The following is a 15,300-nucleotide window of genomic DNA, read 5'->3' as shown; positions in this document are numbered from 1 at the left end:
GGAGCCGCTGTGCAACTGTTCGTCACCGTTCCGCCGTCCACCGAGGCAATCAGTCTCGAAGAGGCGAAGCTGCATCTGCGCGTCGACGGCGCCGACGATGACGACGAGATCTCCGGCTTCATCGTCGCGGCGCGCGAGACTGCAGAGAAGGAACTCCAGCGCCCACTGTTGCTGCAAACCTGCGAATCGCGCGGCGATGCCTTCCCGTGCGGGAAGCTGCGCCTCTGGAAGGACGTCACCGAGGTGACGAGCGTCGCCTATAAGGACGACACCGGAGCGCTAGCGACACTGGCGGCGGATCAGTACCGGCTCATGTCCGGCGCATTCCTGATGCCGGTGAGCACGTGGCCGCGCGGCACGGACGTCGTTGTGACGTTCAAGTGCGGCGCGTTCGATGTGAGCAACATGCCGAAGTCCATCGTCGCGTGGATGAAGATTCAGATCGGCGGACTCTATGAGAATCGCGAGGCCTCGACGACAAACCAGCGCTTTCAAGCGCCGGGCCGCTTCATCGAAGGGCTGATCGAGCGATACGCATCGCCGGAGTTGTGATGGCGACCGACATCAACGAGTTCGACAAGCGCGTCACGGTGCGGCGCTGGCTGGACGTACCCGATTCCGGATTCGGGATCGAGCAGACGTTCGACGACGGCATGCGCATCTGGGCGAAGGTCGAGCCCGTCTCGAGCGGAATCTTCTTCGGCTCGAAGCAGCTTGAGCAGTCCGTGACGCATCGATTCACGGTGCGACGGTCGAGCCAAGTCACAGAGTCGTCTGTCACTGCGGAGCACGTCGTCGAATACCGCGGCGAGCGCTATCGCGTGAAGCGCACGATCGCGCTTGAAGGTCGACGTGATCGCGTTGCAATCGATGCGGAATTGCTGGGTGCGATATGAGCGACGGCGTCGAAGTCCACGTCGGGTGGACAGGGCATTCCAGGATCGACTTCGACAAGAAGAAGATCCGCAAGGTGATGCGCGCGCGCGGGCGCGACATCCAGAAGGAGGCGCGGCGACTCGTCGCGCGGCGTGCGGTGTCCGAGCCTGGCGAATATCCGGGCCGTGACAGCGGCACCTTGTGGCGCAGCATCAAATCGAAGGTGAGCCGGTCGGGCTTCCTCGTACGGATCGCGCCGCAGAAGACGCCTGAGATGGGCAAGGATTTTTACCCCGCGTTCCTCTGGTATGGCGTGCGTCGCACGGCGGGCGAAGAGGGGAGTGGGTGGCGCATTGAACCGCGCAAGAACTATATGACCGAGGCGCTCGACAAGCGGCGCGAGGTTTCGGAAAACGCAATCAAGGCTGCGCTGAAAGACGCGCTGATCCCGCGATGAATCTCGAAGCAGTTATCGAACATCTCCGTGCGCGCGCGCCGATCTTCGCGCAGCGCGTCGCGGGCGCGGCGCAGTTCAAGATTCTTCCGGAGGCCGCAAACCTCCCGGTGCCGGCCGCGTACGTCGTGCCGCTCGACGAGAATCCGGACCAGCAGCAGAGCAGCAACAGCTATCGGCAGACGGTCGAGGATTCGTTCGCCGTGGTCGTCGTGCTGAGCAACGTCGCGGACGAGCGCGGGCAAGGCGCGATCACGAGCGTTCACGACATCCGAAAGATTCTCTTTCAGACGTTGGTCGGCTGGGAGCCGGGCGAGGATTACGACCAGATCGAATATGACGGCGGGTCGTTGCTGCAGATGGATCGCGCGCGGCTCTATTACCAATTCGAATTCAAGGCTCTCTACGACATCGCGTACGAGGACACGTGGAAGTGGGTGCGTGACAACGAACTGCCGACGCTCAACGGCCTGAACGTGAAAGTCGACGCGATCGATCCCGCAGACCCGAACCATCCGCAAGAAGATTTTCCAGACGACCCGAACGCCTACGAAGGCGGTTCTCCCGGGCCGGACGGCCGCGCCGAAACAGGCGCAAACATCGACCTCCCGCAAACATAGGAGCAACCCATGCGTATCAAACCGGTATCCGGTCGGCAAGTGCCCGACCCGGAGAAGGGGGGCTATTTGCCCGAAGAAGGCCGAGAGGTCGAGCCGAATGTCTACTGGCTGCGCCGCATCGAAGACGGCGACGTGACCGAAGTGACCGCCGATGACGGCGAACCGCAACCCGTGAAGAAAGGGACCAAACAATGAGCGTGCCATTCCAAAGCGTTCCGGCCAACAATCGAGTCCCGTTCTTCTATGCGGAGTTCGACAACAGCCAGGCTGGCTATTTCTCGCAGTCGCTTCGCACGCTGCTGATCGGCCAGAAGTTGGCCGCCGGCACCGGCGTCGCGAACGTTCCGCAGCTCGTGTCGCGAACCGATCAAGCCAAGACGCTGTTCGGCGTTGGCTCGATGCTCGCGCGCATGCACGCGAAGTATCGCGAGGGCGACACGTCCGGCGAAGTATGGTGTATCGCGCTAGATGATCCGGGCGCAGGCGTTGCCGCGACGGGCTCGTTCGCCATCACCGGCACTGCGACTGCGGCGGGCACGCTGAGCGCATATATCGGCGCGGAACGCGTGCAGGTCGCTGTTGCTGCGGCCGACACTGCGGCGACGCTCGCGACCGCGCTTGCGGCGGCGATCAATGCGAATACCGACCTGCCCGTGACGGCGGCCGCATCGACTGGCACGGTGGCGTTGACCGCGCGGCACAAGGGCGCGCTTGGCAACGACCTGCTGCTGCAGATGAACATGCAGGGCGCCGCCGGCAACGAATCGACGCCGGCGGGCCTGTCTGTCTCCGTCACGGCGATGAACGGCGGCACCGCGACGCCGTCGCTGACGTCCGCGATCGCGGCGATGGGCGACGACGAATACGACTTCATCATCCAGCCGTACGCGGACACGACGACGCTCGACCTGTTCCGCACGGCGATGAACGACACGACCGGCCGGTGGGCGTGGAACCGGCAGATCTACGGCCACGTGTACAGCGCGCTTCGGGGCACGTTCTCGGCGCTTCAGGCGGCCGGCGTCGCGCGCAATGACCAGCACATGACGGTCGCTGACATGTCGACGCTGCTGCCGAATCCCGTCTGGGAATACGCGGCCGCGTTCGGCGCGCGCAATGCGGTGTTCATCGCAGCGGACCCGGCGCGGCCGACGCAGACCGGCGAACTGACCGGCATCACGGCGGCACCGGCGAGCAACCGCTTCATACAGACCGAGCGTCAGACGCTGCTTAATTCGGGCATCGCGACGAGCTACGTGTCGGGCGGCGTCGTGCGTATCGAGCGTGCGATCACGACTTACCAGAAGAACCTCTGGGGGCAGACTGACCCGTCGTATCTCGACAGCGAGACGATGCACCAGCTTGCGGCGATCATCCGCCGCCTGCGCAGCGTGATCACGACGAAGTACCCGCGTCACAAGCTGGCCGATGACGGCACGCGCTTCGGCGCCGGTGCCGCCATCGTGACGCCGAGCGTGATCCGCGGCGAGCTCGCATCGGTGTATGCGCAGATGGAAGACGAAGGTCTGGTCGAAAACGCCAAGGCATTCGCCGAAAACCTGATCGTTGAGCGCAATGCCGACGACCCGAACCGGCTCGACGTTCTGTTCCCGCCGGATCTCGTCAACCAGTTGCGCGTCTTCGCCGTCCTGGCGCAGTTCCGCCTTCAGTATTAAGGAGTAGCACATGGGTAAGCGCGTAGCAGGGATGTGCTTCGTGAAGGTCGACGGTGAGCAGCTCGAAGTGAAGGGCAGCCTCGAAGCGACCATCGGCGAAGTCGTGCGCGAGACGGTGTCGAGCACGAAGGGCGCGGTCGGCTTCAAGGAGACGAACCGCGTTCCGTCCGTGAAGGTAACGGCGATCTTCATGCCTGATTTCCCGATCGACACGCTGATCAACGGCACCGACATGACGATCACGTCGGAGTTCGCCAATGGCAAGGTGCACACGCTCTCGGGCGCGTACCTGGTCGGTGAGCCGACGGCAAAGGGTGAGGACGGTGAAGTCGACCTCGAATTCGAAGGAACGAAGGGAATCTGGCAATGATTGTCACACTCAGCAAGCCGATCTCGGCGCACGGCGAGGAAACGCAGGAACTTGACCTGCGCGACCCGACCGCGAAAGACGTGATGGAACTCGGCTATCCCTACCTCGTCGTGCAGAGCGACGACGGGCAGGGTGTCGAGCTCCGTCCGAAGGTCGTCGCGCGCTACGTCGTGCGCCTCGCGAAAATCCCGATGTCGTCGGTCGAGCAACTGGCGATCGCGGATCTCTCGGCGCTGCAAGCTCACGTGATGGGCTTCTTCGGTCAGGACGCGGCCGCCGTCGGCGCGTAAGCGAGGGGCCGTGGAAGAAGACGAACTGGCTGCCGAGGCACTGGCTGCGCGCCAGACCGAGGCGTTCGAGCAGCGCGTCTTCGACCTGGCGTATTTCTGGAAGATCAGCCCCGCTGAGGTGATGGCGCTCTCGCTCACCGACTTCAATCGATACGAGCGAAACGCGCTGCGCATCGCTGAACAACAGACACCGGACGATGGCTGATTCCTTCCAACTGAAAGCGATTCTGAGCGCCGTCGACAAGATCTCGCCGACGCTTCAGAAAGTGCGCACGGGCATCAATGCCACGCACAAGACGTTTCGAGATCTCGGCGGAGCAAGCCGCGGGCTGCTCGGCAGCATCGGATTGCCTGCCGCGATCAGCTTCGGCGCGATAGGCTTCGCCGCGCTGCATGCTGCGCAGGGTGCGCTCGAATACGCCGGCGCGCTGCAAGACGCATCAGACAAGACAGGCGTCGCAATCGGACCGCTGCAGTCGCTGCAGACGGTATTCGAAGCGAGCGGCGTGTCGAGTGAGGACTTCATCGAGTCCGTCACGAAGCTGAACAAGGGGCTTGCGGAAGCCGGTGCGGGAAAAGACGCGAGTCTTCTCGGCCTGCTCACGAAGCTGCGCATTCCCCTGCGCGACGCGAAAGGGCAGATCCGCAGCGTCGAATCGGTGCTGCCGCAGTTGGCTGACGCGCTCGCGAAGAACGAGAATCCGGCGGTGCGCACGCGCATTGCGATGGAACTGTTCGGCAAGGCCGGCGCGAAGATGATCGCCACGCTGAAAAACGGCGGCAAGGCGCTGATCGACGCACAAGAGGACGCAAAACGTCTCGGTGCTGTGCTGTCGGACGAGGCGACGGGCAAGCTTGACGACCTCGGCGACAGCTTCGGCCTGATCTCTCGGCAGATCAAGGTGCAACTGGCCGCCGCGTTCGCCGTCGCAGCGCCTTCGGTGATGGCTGCCGTAAAGGCGGTTTCAGAATGGATCGGTGCCAACAAGGAACTGCTGCAGCAGAAGATCGGCGGATACATCGAGCGGATCGCGAAGGCCTTTCAGGGCTGGGTCGAGTCGGGCGGGTTCGAGAAATTGGGATCGGCGATCGTCAAGGTGGTCGATGGCATTGACCACTTCATCACGTCGGTCGGCGGCCTGCGAAATGTGCTGATGGGTATCGGCGCGATCATGCTCATCGGCCCGGTGTCGTCGGGCGTGCAGTTGGCAGCGGTGTTCCTGCGCATCGGGACATATGTGCTGCCGTTCCTCGGCACCGCGCTGCTGATGGTGGGACGCGCATTGTTTGTGCTGAACCGTGCATTCCTCGTGAACCCGATTGTTGCGGCAGTTGCAGCAATTGCCGAAGTGGCATACCTGATCTATGACAACTGGGGGACCATTGGCCCTTGGATGGCAAAGCTCTGGGAAGGGGTGAAGACGGCTGTCGTATTCGCGTTCGACGTCATCAAGGCGGTGCTTCTCAACTTCACGCCGCTCGGTTTGATCGTGAAGAACTGGGAGCCGATCGTCACCTACTTCTCCGGCCTCTGGGGCCGCGTGAAGGGTTTCATCGATCCAATCCTCAATGCCGGTCGGACCGTGCTCGGCGCTATCGGTGGATTTTTCTCTGGCCCGGAACCGTCTCCGGCGCGAGCCGGCGCGAATGTGCTTCAGCAGACGGCGCCGCCGGCTGCATCGCAGGTGCCGGCCGCTTCAGGCGTGCCGCCGCAGCGGCTTGTCACGCCGCAGACGCGCGGGCCGCTCGCGAACGTGCTGACAGGGCAGCCGGGACAGACGAAGCTGAACGGCGAACTCGTCGTGCGATTTCAGGATGCCCCGCCGGGCACACGCGTCGATCCGGGCACGAGCAATCAGCCGGGTTTGTCGATCAACCCTGACGTTGGATACCGCAGTCAACTGGCGTTCTGATAAATGGCCTGGAAAGACAAACTTCAGCCGGCGACGTTCCGGGGCGTGCCGTTCGAGGTGGAATCCGACGACGGCAGCTTCGGACGGCGCACGCAGGTGCACGAGTATCCCCAGCGGGACAAGCCGTACGCTGAGGATCTCGGTCGCGCCACGCGCGAGATCAACGTCACGGCGTTCCTGATCGGCGCAGACTACCTCGATGCGCGCGACAAGCTGCTCGAGGCGCTGGAGACGGCAGGCCCGGGCACGCTCGTGCATCCGTGGTATGGCGAGCTCAAGGTATCGCTGAAAGATCCGGCGCGCATGTCGCACAGCATCGCGAACGGCGGCATGTGCACGGTGCAGCTTTCGTTCGTCGAAGCTGGCGAGCTCGCTTTCCCGAGCGCGGGCAACTCGCTGGGCGCGAAGTCGCTCGAAGCGGCCGACAGGCTGCAAGACGCCGGCTCGTTCGACTACGTCGAGAAATTCGACGTGAACGGCAAGCCGTCTGCTGTCTTCGACGACGCGGTGAAGACGTTCAATGATGGGCTGGATCTGATCGACAACGCGACGTCGAATATCAAGTCGATCCTCGATCATCCGATGCAGTTCTTGAAAGACAACGCGCGCACGCTCATCCCCGATGCGCTGACGATGGCGGACACGGTTTTCAACCTTTTCAAGCGCGGTGAGTCCGTCGTCGACACTGTCACTTCGATGTTTGGCGGCGGCGGTGCGAGCGCGCGAAACGGAGACGTGGTGTCTGCGCTGACAAGCCTAAGCCGCACATTCAGCGATCGCGCCGCGACCGCCGATGCCGTGGTGAAGAGCGCGGAGACGACGACGGTCAGTCCGAGCCGCGTGCAAGCCGCAACGAACGCGGTGGCACTGAATCATCTGTTTAGCCAGTCGATGCTCGTGCAGGCCGTCGGCATGACTACGACGATGGATATGCCGATCTACGACGACGCGGTGAAGATTCGCAACGACGTGACGGCCGCGCTCGATAACGAGAGCTTGAGCGTCTCGGACCCCGTGTACGTGGTGCTGCAGGACACGCGCGCGGCGGTGCATGCCGATGTGACGGGGCGGCTCTCGCAAAGCGCACGACTGAAGACCATTACGCCGCGCGCGATCATGCCGGCGCTCGTGACGGCCTACGACCAGTTCGAGGACGTCGCGCGCGAGGGTGAGATCGTCGACCTCAACAAGATTCGTCGGCCTGGCTTCGTGCCGGTTGAGCCGATCAAGGTGCTTTCGGTATGACCGATGACAAGAACGCCGTGCGCTTGCTGGTGAACGGCAATGAGTACGGCGGCTGGAAGTCGGTCGAAATCACGGCAGGCATCGAGCGTCAGGTGCGCGAGTTCGAGCTGAGCGTCACTGACCGCTGGCCCGGGCAGACGGACATCCCGCGGCGCATCCGTCCGGGTGATGGGTGCGAGGTCTTCATCGGCAAGGATCGCGTGCTGACGGGTTACGTCGACGCGACGCCGATCCGATACGACGGGCAGAGCCTCACGGTCGGCGTGAAGGGGCGCAGCAAGACGGCCGATCTCGTCGATTGCTCGGCGGTGAATAAGCCGGGAAGCTGGGCGGGCGCGAAGGTCGAGCGCATCGCGGCGGATCTCGCAGGCGTGTACGGCATCAAGGTCGTCACGCAGATGGACACCGGCGCCGCGCTCGCACACGCGATCGACCAGGGCGAATCGGTTTTCGAGTCGATCGACCGGATGCTGAAGCTGCGGCAGTTGCTCGCGACGGACGACGCGCTCGGGCAGCTCGTCTTCATCGACGTCGGCACTGCGGGCACGGCGAAGACGGCGCTGAAGCTCGGCGAGAACATCATGTCGGCGGAAGCTGGGCTCGACTACAAGGACGTCTACACCGAATACATCTGCAAGGGGCAGCGCTCCGGCACGGATGACGATTTCGGCGAGACGGTCGCGAGCGAGTTCGCGGATCTGACGGACACGAGCGTTCTGAAGCGGCATCGCGTGCTCGTGAAGAAATCAAGCGGCCAGTGCGACGGCGGGACGGCCGCGCAACGCGTTCGATACGAGCAGGCGCACCGCAAGGCGAAGGCGCTGGAAACGACGTACACGGTTGCAGGCTGGCGGCAGGCGGACGGATCGCTGTGGCTGCACAACCAACTCGTGCGCGTGATAGATCCGGTGATCGGTTTCGACGATGAGTTCGTCGTCGCCGAGGTGACGTATTCGCTGAGCGATCAGGGCATGCTCTGCCGTCTGCAGGTCGGTCCGAAGGACGGCTACGTCAACAGTCCGGCGAAGAAAGACGGGAAGAAGAAGGGCAAGGGCGGCGAGGGTGGCGATTGGAAGGACGTCGTTCCCGCCGACAGCAAGGCGCCGAAGGTCAATAACGCGGTCGTCAAGTCGAAGGACGGCTGGAAGGACGTGAAACGCTAATGGACGCACGAGACATTGCGAAGCTAACTGCGCCGTTCGCGCGGCGCATCCAGAACATGCTCGCGCGCGGCACTGTCGCGCTCGCGAATGCGTCGACGAAGATGCAGTCGCTGCAGTTGAATTTGCTGGCGGATGAGACGGCTGACAACGTCGAGCATTTCGAGCCGTACGGCTTTACGAGCCGGCCGCGTGCGGGTGCCGAGGCGGTTGCCGTGTTCCTCGATGGCGATCGTTCGCACGGCATCACGGTCGTGGTCGCGGACCGCCGCTACAGATTGACCGGCCTCGAAGAAGGCGACGTCGCGCTGCACGACGACAAGGGACAGTCCATCGTGCTGGGCGCTGATGGCATCACCATCACCGGCAACGTGAAGGTGATCGGCACGCTGTACGCGACCGAGGGCATTAACGGTGGGGACGGCGTGACGATTACGGGCGACGCGCACATCACCGGCGACGCGATCATCGGCGGGAAGTCGTTCCTCGGACACAAGAACGGCGGTTACTCGTTGGATTGACCGCCGCAACGATTGAGAGTCGGCCGCCTTCGGGCGGCTTTTTTTTGGGGCGCTCATGCCTAGTTACGCGCAGGACGTGCCGCTCTTTATCGACGGCGTCGAATCATCGCTGCTTGCCGAGACGAACCCGCTCGTGCGCGCCGTGATCATGTCGCTCTTCACTTGGCGCCGCGCGGAACCGGACGACCCGATCGACGACACGAAGTGGGGCTGGTGGGGCGACAACGTCTCGGACGTCGAGAACGATCAGATCGGATCGCGGCTCTGGCTACTCGCGCGCGAGAAGTTGACGCAGAGCACGCTGAACCGTGCAGAGCAGTATTCGAAGGAAGCGCTTGCGCACCTCATCGATGACGGCGTCGCGACGCGCGTCACTGTAGCCGCCGAGCGAATCAGCAACGACGGGCTGGGTTTGACCGTCACGGTTTATCGAGTGGACGCCGCTGCGACGACGCTGCGGTTCTCTAACGTCTGGAGTCTGATCAACAATGTTTAACCGCCCGGCGCTCACCGATATTGTCGCGCGCACGCGCGGCGACCTGCTCACGCGTTTGAGCCAGGACGAACTGCTGCGCCGCTCGGATGCCGAGGTGCTCGCGCGCGTGCTGGCCGGCGCTTCGCACGAAATTCACGGCTATCTCGACTGGATCGCGCGGCAAGTTATCTACGACACCGCTGACGATGAGGTCCTGATCCGCTGGGCTTCGATCTGGGGTGTCCAGCGGAAAGCCGCCGCGGCGGCGAGCGGCAACGTACTCCTGACCGGCACCGCAGGCATTGTCATCGACGCCGACACGCTGCTGAAGCGGGCAGATGGCGTCGAATTCTCCGTGACCGCCGACACGACGCTAGGCGCGACAGACACCGCAGTTCCAGTGGAGGCTGTGGATGCCGGCGCGGCTGGAAACACGGTCGCCGGCACTGCGCTTACGCTGCTGAATCCGATCAGTGGCGTCCAGTCCGTCGGTTCCGTCGACTCGGCAGGGATCACGAACGGCTCCGACATCGAAACGATTCCGAGCCTGCGCGCGCGGTTCCTCGCTCGCATTCAGCAGCCCCCGGCGGGCGGTGCGCAGGCGGATTACGAACGATGGGCACTCGAAGTGCCGGGCGTCACGCGGGCATGGGTCTATCCGAAGGAAATGGGCGCGGGCACGGTGACGGTGCGATTCGTACGGGACAACGATGCGTCCATCATTCCGGACGCGGCAGAGGTTCAGACGGTGCAGGATTACATCGACGATTCGACCCGCAAGCCTGTCACTGCTGACGTGTACGTCGTCGCGCCGGTCGCCGTGCCGCTGAATTTCACGATTCAACTCACGCCCGCAACGGCGACGGTGAAAGCCGCTGTGGAAGCCGAGTTGCGCGACCTGCTGCTGCGCGAGGCCGCGCCGGGCGTCACGCTGCTCATCAGCCACATCCGCGAGGCGATCAGCACGGCGGCTGGCGAGACAGATAACGTGCTGGTGTCGCCGACAACCAATCAGGTGTACACGACGGGTCAGATGCCTGTTTTTGGGAGCATCACATGGGCCTGACGGCTGCCGACTATCTCGAACTCTGCCAAAACCTGACGCCGTACGGCCCGGCGTGGCCGCGCGAGCCCGATGCGTTCGTTACTCGGCTGCTCGACGCATGGGCGCAGGAGTTTGCGCGGATTGAGGCGCGCATCGATGCGCTGATCGAAGAAGCAGATCCGCGCACGGCGATCGAACTGCTGGCTGACTGGGAGCGCAACTACGGTCTGCCCGACGAGTGCTATCCGGAGGCGGCGACCATCGCGGAGCGTCGCGGCCGCTTGTTGCAGAAGATTGCATTCGAAGGCGGGCAGTCGAAGCAGTTCTTCATCGACTTCGTGGCGGCGCTCGGGTATCCGGACGCCACTATTACCGAATACAAGCCGTTTAAAGCAAACAGCAAATGCAACGCGCCCCTGAATCAGGGCGGATGGCGTTACGCCTGGCGGATCAGCGTTCCGTCCGCGTCGACGGCCGTCCGCTTCAAAGCGAACAGTCGCGCGAATGAACCTTTGACGAGTTTTGGCGATCCGGGGCTCGCCTGCATTCTCGCGAAGTACGCGCCCGCACACACAGTTCTTTACATCGGATACGGAGAGGCCTGATGCGCCGAATTTCCACTGCAACACGCGTCGTCGACAAGTTCGGCGCGGGCAAAGATGGCTTCACGAACGGCAACGCGGTCGGCGGCATTGCCGCAACGGATCTAGAGGACGTCTGGTTCGACCACGTTCAGGAAGAAATCGCGAACGTGGTTGAAGGAGCGGGTCTGACGCTCGATGCGTCGAACCGCGCGCAACTTCTGGCGGCCATTCAGACGCTCGGCGGCGACGGACAGTGCCGGCTGACATACACCAGCGCGACCGTCGTCACGCTGCTTCCCGAAAACGGGAATGCGCTCCGAATCGGCGGCTCAAAGTACACGGTTCCGTCGGCAGGCGTGACGCTGTCGAATTCCGGACTTTCTGCATCGACGTTGTATTGGGTCTATGCGATTGTGTCCGCCGGTGCGATCGCTCTTCAGGCATCGACGACCGGGTTCACGAGGCAGAGCGATGGCCGGTATACGATGACCGGCAATGCGTCTGCGCGGCTCGTTGGCGCTGTGTACACGAATGCCAGCAGCCAATTCGTTTCGAGCGGCACGAATCAGAACGTCGTCAGTTTCTTCAATCGGCGCGCGCTCCCGTTCAACCTGGGCGGCGCAGGCGGAACGACGACTTCCACAACGCTGACTCCCGTGAACTCCGGAACGGTGTCCTGTATTTCGTTCGGCCTTGATTCCACGGCGGTTCAGTTCCTCGTCAACGGCTATTCGTCTGTCTCGGCAGGAAGCTGGGCGTCGGGCATCTTGGTTGACGGGGCATCAGGCGCTTCCACTCAGGGCCTGGCAACTAGCGCTGCGGCCGCGCAGATCAATAACAATCCGTCGATGTTCAGCGGCTATCTCTCGGCGGGTTATCACACGCTCGCGGGCTCGGTGAACGTCAACACTGGCGGCGGCAGCATCACCGTTACCGGCTCGATGATCGGCCAAACTTGGGGTTAATCAATGACTCAGAAAGGTATCGGCCCGTCCTTTGCAGACGAACTCGCGGCAGCCGGCTTATCGGGCTTGCCATTCTCCTGGACGTCAGATGGCGATTTCACGTATTCCGAATCGATGACCGCAGACCAGATTGCACAAGTCCAAGCGGTCTACGATGCCCACGACCCCACGAAAGGATCCATTTACGCCAACACCGCAACGCGGGACGCATTGCTGGCCGCTGCAGCAGTCGCCATTGCCCCGCTGCAAGATGCGGTCGATCTCGATATTGCAACTGATGGGGAAGTTGCGTTTCTGAAGCAATGGAAGCAATACCGAGTTGCGGTGAATCGAGTTGATCTCACACAAGCTGCGATCTCCTGGCCGAGCGTTCCGGCGGGTTAAGCGTCCGACGATGTCGCCCGCTCGATCAATAGGCGCTCTTCATTTATGCGATGATTGCGCCTTTCTGAAAACTCGAACGGACGATGAAACGCTTTTTTTGTCGCTGGGCGCCGGGGATCCCTTTCCTGATTGCCTCGGTTGTGCTCGCTATGTGGGTGCAACGATATGGTCCCCACTGGCCCTCTCGGGATGGATTTCTCTATTTCGAGAAATACGATGCGTTGGTGGATGGCAAACTCAGCGTCGCGAAATTTCTTTCTCTGAAAGACAATGAGCATCCGATTGCATTCCAGATAGCTCTCGCATCCCTTTTTCTGAAAGCGTTCCCGGGCAGCGTATGGTCGTTGATGGTTGCTAACGCCGTCTTCCTCTGGGGATCGGCCATCATTTTGTACGCGGCTGTCGTATCCTCGATTACCGACCAGACGCGGCGGGTAATGCTGGCTGTCCTTGTCTGCGCCGCGATCTTGATTGGGTCGCAAGCCGGTTCTCTCCTGTGGGAATTCCAGCTTTGGTTTTACTGCACTCTGCTTCTTCTGGCACTCAACATCCTTTTAGTTGAGCGACGTGGGCTGAAGCTCTATCCGGTGGTCTTTCTTTGCTGCCTGCTCGCTTCGGGTAACGAAGCGCAGGGGACTTTCCTGTGGCTAGTCAGCGGGCTGCATGTTTTCCACACCGCGTCGAAAAGAGACAGTCTGACGGTGCGGCGAGTAGGGTGCGCCATATTAATTGCACATGTCGCTGCTTTTCTATCCCTGATGTGGGTTTTACTGCACGGGCATTACGGCGGCTCCCCCGATCATCGCGTCGCTGTAAGCGTCGTTGATCGCATTGTTTATGGAATAGCTCTTGTTGGAGGCGGGTCCGGCGTACAGAATCCATCGTTCTCGTTTGTCTTTGGCCTGCTGTCGATGGCAACATGGGCAATCGGCACAGCGTTTGCCGTCAGACATCGTTTTTCGAGCGCGATTTACAGAGTCGCCTTTCTAACTACGGGCCTAAGTCTGCTTTGGATGGCGGCGTTCGCCATAGGACGCGCATCGTTCGGGATTGAATGGGCGTTTGGCGAATTCCACGCCTCCCAAATGATGATTCCTTTCTACGCAGGGATCGGTATGTACGCCGTCGCTATCACGAACGAAGCCGGCGTCGGCCCGCGAGTCGCCGCGGCGTGCTTGTCCGCTGTATGCGTAGCACCTGTTTTTACGGGGATTCACTTTGCACTGGATTATTCCAGGTTCATGAAATTGAATTCGCTTCTCGCTGCGGCGGCAGAGTGCACGGATTCGGGATCGACCATCGAATTCAAGACGAGAATTAGCGGACTGGGCAATATGCGGAAACTGTATTCGTCTGTTGTCGAGAGGCACCGCGACGATCTCTGTTCGGGTCAGAAGCAACTGAATTCAGGAGCGCAACTGCTTGCTCCTCCCGGGCTCTTTCAGCAGCTATCCAGCGGCGACATTGCGACCGGCGAGGCGCTGCATGATCTGTGGCTTTTATATTTGGAGCGCCAGGACGTGCGGGAGGCATTCCCGATCACTGATTCGACGACACCCAGACGACTTTTACGCTGGGCCTCGGGGGAAGCGGCTAGCGGAAGCACTGCAGGGCAAGGGATATTCGTTCGTCATGCGGACGCGCTGCAGCGGGCGTGGGGACTGGTTAGGTCAGACGTCGAGCAAAACCGGTGATTCGATGTCTGTAGTCACAGCAAGCCGCCTTCGGGCGGCTTTTCCATGGCCTTGAAGCGCAAGAGGGTGTTTTTGAGCCTAACGCGGCTTTCGAAGGAGGAGAACGACCTGCTCGGTTGTTAGCGCTTCGCGGTCGTATGCGTCAAGTAATTCCCCGGGAATCTCGTGCTCAGTCTTGGTCCGGTAGTCGCGGACCACTTCGAAGCCGGCCGACTCAGCTAGGCGGCGAAGATACGGCGCAGTGACTCGGTTGAGCGTTTCGTATGTTTCCCAAAGTGCCGCGCGCTCGGCCGAGGTGTCTGCTTCCAGGGGGATGTAGACGGCCCATTCGTTTCTTACCTTTGCTTCGGTTTTAGGGGCGTCGAATAGCTTCGTTCTAAATTCATTGGCTTGCATCGTCAGATGCGCCCAAGGCTCCCGGAGCCACGGCATCATGTGCGACCCGTTCGGAGAATAGTAAAGCGGGTCGATCTGAAGAAAGAAGTGTCCGCCGGGGTTGAGTGCTTCAAAAATCGATGCCATCGCGGGGCGCAGCAGTTCCTGCGAAACATGCTCGAAAACCGACCAACTGTAGATAACGTCGAATGTGCCGAACACGGTCAGCGGTGAACCTGGAGCTATCTTGCGGAGATAAAGATTCGCCGGAAGTTCCGTGATGCCAAGTTGCGCTTGCGCCAACGGCAAACACTGCTCAAACACGTCAAGGATTTCCACGCCGATGACGCGCTGAGCTTCTTTGCGAATTGCGATGCCGAGCGCCGCTGTTCCCTCTCCGCACCCGAATTCAAGAACGTCTTTTTTGTAAAGTCCTCCGCTCTCCGATAGCCAATCGGAAATGATGTCTGGAAGGCTGCCAAATTTGGTTCTGTACAGCGGATCGCTGATTCCCTGAAGCATTGTGTCGGTCACGACGCGGTCCTTGTCATTTGTAGCGGGTCAGGGGCGATATTTTACCCTTTGCTCAATTAAACCTGCTTCAGGCCGCGTTCCAGCGGCTCTTTTTTATGCCCTTGCGGCTCAAGAGGAAA

Annotated in this window: 20 protein-coding genes; 19 read left to right on the top strand and 1 reads right to left on the bottom strand. The window is 61.7% G+C overall.

The annotated features are described in order from the left end of the window. Window positions 1-9 precede the first annotated feature (9 nt). From ACEN42_RS19170 to ACEN42_RS19080, 19 genes are all read left to right on the top strand, one after another. A complete protein-coding gene (locus ACEN42_RS19170) occupies window positions 10-552 on the top strand; it encodes a head-tail connector protein (protein WP_371882186.1) in 543 nt (180 codons plus the stop codon). Continuing rightward, a complete protein-coding gene (locus ACEN42_RS19165; protein ID WP_371882185.1) occupies window positions 552-896 on the top strand; it encodes a phage head closure protein in 345 nt (114 codons plus the stop codon). Before ACEN42_RS19170 ends, ACEN42_RS19165 begins: the two co-directional genes overlap by 1 nt. Then, window positions 893-1,333: a hypothetical protein gene (locus ACEN42_RS19160; protein WP_371882184.1), complete on the top strand. Its 441-nt coding sequence runs from the start codon at window positions 893-895 to the stop codon at window positions 1,331-1,333. The genes ACEN42_RS19165 and ACEN42_RS19160 overlap by 4 nt, the downstream gene beginning before the upstream one ends. After that, the gene (locus ACEN42_RS19155) at window positions 1,330-1,950 is read left to right on the top strand and encodes a hypothetical protein (protein WP_371882183.1); all 621 of its coding nucleotides are present in this window, start codon (window positions 1,330-1,332) and stop codon (window positions 1,948-1,950) included. The genes ACEN42_RS19160 and ACEN42_RS19155 overlap by 4 nt, the downstream gene beginning before the upstream one ends. A 9-nt stretch (window positions 1,951-1,959) precedes the next feature. Further along, the gene (locus ACEN42_RS19150) at window positions 1,960-2,145 is read left to right on the top strand and encodes a DUF2635 domain-containing protein (protein ID WP_371882182.1); all 186 of its coding nucleotides are present in this window, start codon (window positions 1,960-1,962) and stop codon (window positions 2,143-2,145) included. Continuing rightward, entirely contained in the window at window positions 2,142-3,626 is a 1,485-nt protein-coding gene (locus ACEN42_RS19145; protein ID WP_371882181.1) for a phage tail sheath subtilisin-like domain-containing protein, read from the top strand. The genes ACEN42_RS19150 and ACEN42_RS19145 overlap by 4 nt, the downstream gene beginning before the upstream one ends. Before the next feature lie 10 nt (window positions 3,627-3,636). Then, a complete protein-coding gene (locus ACEN42_RS19140; RefSeq protein WP_053567931.1) occupies window positions 3,637-3,996 on the top strand; it encodes a phage tail tube protein in 360 nt (119 codons plus the stop codon). Continuing rightward, window positions 3,993-4,286, top strand: coding sequence for a phage tail assembly protein (locus ACEN42_RS19135; RefSeq protein ID WP_371882180.1), 294 nt, complete (start codon window positions 3,993-3,995; stop codon window positions 4,284-4,286). The genes ACEN42_RS19140 and ACEN42_RS19135 overlap by 4 nt, the downstream gene beginning before the upstream one ends. Window positions 4,287-4,296: 10 nt before the next feature. Continuing rightward, on the top strand, window positions 4,297-4,491 hold the full coding sequence (locus ACEN42_RS19130; protein ID WP_371882179.1) for a hypothetical protein: 195 nt from the start codon (window positions 4,297-4,299) through the stop codon (window positions 4,489-4,491). After that, on the top strand, window positions 4,484-6,199 hold the full coding sequence (locus ACEN42_RS19125; protein ID WP_371882178.1) for a phage tail tape measure protein: 1,716 nt from the start codon (window positions 4,484-4,486) through the stop codon (window positions 6,197-6,199). Before ACEN42_RS19130 ends, ACEN42_RS19125 begins: the two co-directional genes overlap by 8 nt. A 3-nt stretch (window positions 6,200-6,202) precedes the next feature. After that, window positions 6,203-7,444 carry a DNA circularization protein gene (locus tag ACEN42_RS19120; protein ID WP_371882177.1) on the top strand — a complete coding sequence of 414 codons (1,242 nt, stop codon included), beginning with the start codon at window positions 6,203-6,205 and terminating at the stop codon, window positions 7,442-7,444. Then, window positions 7,441-8,607, top strand: a complete 1,167-nt coding sequence (locus ACEN42_RS19115) for a phage baseplate assembly protein (RefSeq protein WP_371882176.1) — start codon at window positions 7,441-7,443, stop codon at window positions 8,605-8,607. The genes ACEN42_RS19120 and ACEN42_RS19115 overlap by 4 nt, the downstream gene beginning before the upstream one ends. Further along, window positions 8,607-9,125, top strand: coding sequence for a phage baseplate assembly protein V (locus ACEN42_RS19110; RefSeq protein ID WP_371882175.1), 519 nt, complete (start codon window positions 8,607-8,609; stop codon window positions 9,123-9,125). The genes ACEN42_RS19115 and ACEN42_RS19110 overlap by 1 nt, the downstream gene beginning before the upstream one ends. A gap of 55 nt (window positions 9,126-9,180) precedes the next feature. Next, on the top strand, window positions 9,181-9,621 hold the full coding sequence (locus tag ACEN42_RS19105) for a phage GP46 family protein (RefSeq protein WP_371882174.1): 441 nt from the start codon (window positions 9,181-9,183) through the stop codon (window positions 9,619-9,621). Continuing rightward, the gene (locus ACEN42_RS19100; protein WP_371882173.1) at window positions 9,614-10,666 is read left to right on the top strand and encodes a baseplate J/gp47 family protein; all 1,053 of its coding nucleotides are present in this window, start codon (window positions 9,614-9,616) and stop codon (window positions 10,664-10,666) included. Before ACEN42_RS19105 ends, ACEN42_RS19100 begins: the two co-directional genes overlap by 8 nt. Beyond that, on the top strand, window positions 10,657-11,250 hold the full coding sequence (locus tag ACEN42_RS19095) for a YmfQ family protein (RefSeq protein WP_371882172.1): 594 nt from the start codon (window positions 10,657-10,659) through the stop codon (window positions 11,248-11,250). Before ACEN42_RS19100 ends, ACEN42_RS19095 begins: the two co-directional genes overlap by 10 nt. Next, window positions 11,250-12,194, top strand: a complete 945-nt coding sequence (locus ACEN42_RS19090; RefSeq protein WP_371882171.1) for a hypothetical protein — start codon at window positions 11,250-11,252, stop codon at window positions 12,192-12,194. Before ACEN42_RS19095 ends, ACEN42_RS19090 begins: the two co-directional genes overlap by 1 nt. 3 nt (window positions 12,195-12,197) lie before the next feature. Continuing rightward, entirely contained in the window at window positions 12,198-12,578 is a 381-nt protein-coding gene (locus ACEN42_RS19085; RefSeq protein WP_371882170.1) for a tail fiber assembly protein, read from the top strand. Between the two features lie 83 nt (window positions 12,579-12,661). Continuing rightward, complete coding sequence (locus ACEN42_RS19080; RefSeq protein ID WP_371882169.1) at window positions 12,662-14,272, top strand: hypothetical protein; 1,611 nt, start codon at window positions 12,662-12,664, stop codon at window positions 14,270-14,272. A 78-nt stretch (window positions 14,273-14,350) separates the two neighbouring features. Here the strand turns inward: ACEN42_RS19080 and ACEN42_RS19075 are convergent, their stop codons facing one another. Continuing rightward, window positions 14,351-15,181 carry a class I SAM-dependent methyltransferase gene (locus ACEN42_RS19075; RefSeq protein ID WP_371882168.1) on the bottom strand — a complete coding sequence of 277 codons (831 nt, stop codon included), beginning with the start codon at window positions 15,179-15,181 and terminating at the stop codon, window positions 14,351-14,353. Between the last annotated feature and the right edge of the window lie 119 nt (window positions 15,182-15,300).

It is taken from the genome of Caballeronia sp. S22 (assembly GCF_964261745.1).
GTDB classification, from domain to species: domain Bacteria; phylum Pseudomonadota; class Gammaproteobacteria; order Burkholderiales; family Burkholderiaceae; genus Caballeronia; species Caballeronia jiangsuensis.
This window is presented reverse-complemented; position numbering and strand designations above follow the sequence as displayed.

What these genes read in the sequence shown, in the direction of transcription:
- ACEN42_RS19120 (WP_371882177.1), top strand. Translation starts at nt 6,203, where the DNA reads ATGGCCTGGAAAGACAAACTTCAGCCGGCGACGTTCCGGGGCGTGCCG.
- ACEN42_RS19160 (WP_371882184.1), top strand. Translation starts at nt 893, where the DNA reads ATGAGCGACGGCGTCGAAGTCCACGTCGGGTGGACAGGGCATTCCAGG.
- ACEN42_RS19105 (WP_371882174.1), top strand. Translation starts at nt 9,181, where the DNA reads ATGCCTAGTTACGCGCAGGACGTGCCGCTCTTTATCGACGGCGTCGAA.
- ACEN42_RS19165 (WP_371882185.1), top strand. Translation starts at nt 552, where the DNA reads ATGGCGACCGACATCAACGAGTTCGACAAGCGCGTCACGGTGCGGCGC.
- ACEN42_RS19140 (WP_053567931.1), top strand. Translation starts at nt 3,637, where the DNA reads ATGGGTAAGCGCGTAGCAGGGATGTGCTTCGTGAAGGTCGACGGTGAG.
- ACEN42_RS19095 (WP_371882172.1), top strand. Translation starts at nt 10,657, where the DNA reads ATGGGCCTGACGGCTGCCGACTATCTCGAACTCTGCCAAAACCTGACG.
- ACEN42_RS19125 (WP_371882178.1), top strand. Translation starts at nt 4,484, where the DNA reads ATGGCTGATTCCTTCCAACTGAAAGCGATTCTGAGCGCCGTCGACAAG.
- ACEN42_RS19100 (WP_371882173.1), top strand. Translation starts at nt 9,614, where the DNA reads ATGTTTAACCGCCCGGCGCTCACCGATATTGTCGCGCGCACGCGCGGC.
- ACEN42_RS19115 (WP_371882176.1), top strand. Translation starts at nt 7,441, where the DNA reads ATGACCGATGACAAGAACGCCGTGCGCTTGCTGGTGAACGGCAATGAG.
- ACEN42_RS19085 (WP_371882170.1), top strand. Translation starts at nt 12,198, where the DNA reads ATGACTCAGAAAGGTATCGGCCCGTCCTTTGCAGACGAACTCGCGGCA.
- ACEN42_RS19150 (WP_371882182.1), top strand. Translation starts at nt 1,960, where the DNA reads ATGCGTATCAAACCGGTATCCGGTCGGCAAGTGCCCGACCCGGAGAAG.
- ACEN42_RS19080 (WP_371882169.1), top strand. Translation starts at nt 12,662, where the DNA reads ATGAAACGCTTTTTTTGTCGCTGGGCGCCGGGGATCCCTTTCCTGATT.
- ACEN42_RS19135 (WP_371882180.1), top strand. Translation starts at nt 3,993, where the DNA reads ATGATTGTCACACTCAGCAAGCCGATCTCGGCGCACGGCGAGGAAACG.
- ACEN42_RS19155 (WP_371882183.1), top strand. Translation starts at nt 1,330, where the DNA reads ATGAATCTCGAAGCAGTTATCGAACATCTCCGTGCGCGCGCGCCGATC.
- ACEN42_RS19090 (WP_371882171.1), top strand. Translation starts at nt 11,250, where the DNA reads ATGCGCCGAATTTCCACTGCAACACGCGTCGTCGACAAGTTCGGCGCG.
- ACEN42_RS19145 (WP_371882181.1), top strand. Translation starts at nt 2,142, where the DNA reads ATGAGCGTGCCATTCCAAAGCGTTCCGGCCAACAATCGAGTCCCGTTC.
- ACEN42_RS19110 (WP_371882175.1), top strand. Translation starts at nt 8,607, where the DNA reads ATGGACGCACGAGACATTGCGAAGCTAACTGCGCCGTTCGCGCGGCGC.